This is a genomic window from Streptomyces sp. NPDC127092, from assembly GCF_042722475.1.
Lineage (GTDB): Bacteria > Actinomycetota > Actinomycetes > Streptomycetales > Streptomycetaceae > Streptomyces.
The window spans coordinates 1-1,342 of record NZ_JBHXFE010000252.1 but is presented as its reverse complement, the minus strand read 5'-3'; the positions used below and the strand labels follow the sequence as shown (position 1 = coordinate 1,342).

The window sequence follows — 1,342 nt, the reverse complement described above, 5'->3', positions numbered from 1 at the left end:
TCACCGTCGAGGAGGAACCGCTGCGGTACAACCGATCCGGGTTGCGTGCGCATCGGCAGAACGTCCAGCTGGTCCTGCAGGATCCCGACGACCAACTCTTCTCCACCGATGTCGCCCAGGATGTGTCCTTCGGCCCGATGAACCTGGGCCTGACCACCTCCGAGGTCACCGACCGAGTCGACGAGGCGCTCGGGTTGCTCGGCATCGACCATCTACGTCGTCGGCCCACCCACCAACTGTCCTACGGTGAACGCAAACGGGTCGCCACCGCGGGGGCGGTGGCGATGCGGCCGTGTGTGCTGCTGTTGGACGAACCCACCGCCGGTCTCGACCCGGCCGGGGTCGAGGAAATGTTCACTGCCTTCGAACGTTTGGAGAAGAACCACACCACCGTGCTGCTGTCCACGCACGATGTGGCGCTGGCCCTGGACTGGGCGGATTCGGTCGCGCTCGTGGGAAACGGAACCATCACCCAGGGCGAAACCACAGCGGTGCTCTCCGATGCCCACACACTCACCGCCGCACGTCTGCGCGTTCCCTGGCCGCTCGCGCTTGCCCAGCAGTTGGCCGGTGACGGGTTGATCAGCGCTGATGCGAGACCTCGCAACGCCGCCGAACTGCGCGCTGCTCTGACCGCGCCGCCCTCGACGGCGTCGTAGCGCCGCCGTCAGGACGCGACGACAGTCACGACGCCCGTGCCTGATCGACGGTGATCGACCCGCCGCGGGCGCGGGCGAGGAGGTGCCGTTGATAGCTGAGCCGGTTGATTTCCTCCTCAAGTTCGCGGTCCAGTTCGTCCCACGAATCCGCGGAGTGGGTGCGGTTCTCGTCGAGCAGCGGCGGCATCGATTTGAGCGAGAAGCCGAGGGCTGCCAGACGCTTGATCCGCAGAACCCGAATCAAATCCTGCGTGTCGTACTGACGGTAGCCGTTGGCCGATCGTGGTGGTTCGTCGAGGACCCCGCCCTTGTGGTAGTACCGCAGCATGCGAACCGATACTCCTGCCCGGCTTGCCAATTGAGCACTGTTCATCGCGTCGATCCTTCCACGGGGTGCGGTCTTCTCGTTAGTGGTCGGTTCGAGGGCGGGTCGAGTTCCCGGCCCGGCACCTGGTGCGCCACGACGAGGCCGCACCCGCGGTATCGCCCAGACCCGCGCCGGGGCGCCTGACCCACTACGCCACCGGGTGAGAGGTGTCCGCCGCCCTCAGGTGGGTGAGATCGCCGGCCCAGCCCGGGAAGCGGCGGGAACTTTTCGCCGCCACTGACGACCTGTGGGACAACAGGTGCCGATCAGCCCGGCCCCACAGAAGAAGGAACATCGCTCACCATGTCGACAGGAC

Annotated in this window: 2 protein-coding genes; one reads left to right on the top strand and one right to left on the bottom strand. The window is 66.5% G+C overall.

Going from position 1 to position 1,342, the window contains the following annotated elements; all coding sequences use genetic code 11:
• Positions 1-659 (top strand): energy-coupling factor ABC transporter ATP-binding protein (locus ACFWJO_RS39445; protein WP_386873081.1); only part of this gene is annotated, 659 nt, incomplete at its 5' end.
• 25 nt (positions 660-684) lie between these two features.
• Here the strand turns inward: ACFWJO_RS39445 and ACFWJO_RS39440 are convergent.
• A complete protein-coding gene (locus ACFWJO_RS39440; RefSeq protein WP_378496413.1) occupies positions 685-1,032 on the bottom strand; it encodes a MerR family transcriptional regulator in 348 nt (115 codons plus the stop codon).
• Positions 1,033-1,342 lie beyond the last annotated feature (310 nt).

Coding starts and splice junctions, on each gene's coding strand:
- ACFWJO_RS39440 (WP_378496413.1), bottom strand. CDS start 1,032: ATGAACAGTGCTCAATTGGCAAGCCGGGCAGGAGTATCGGTTCGCATG.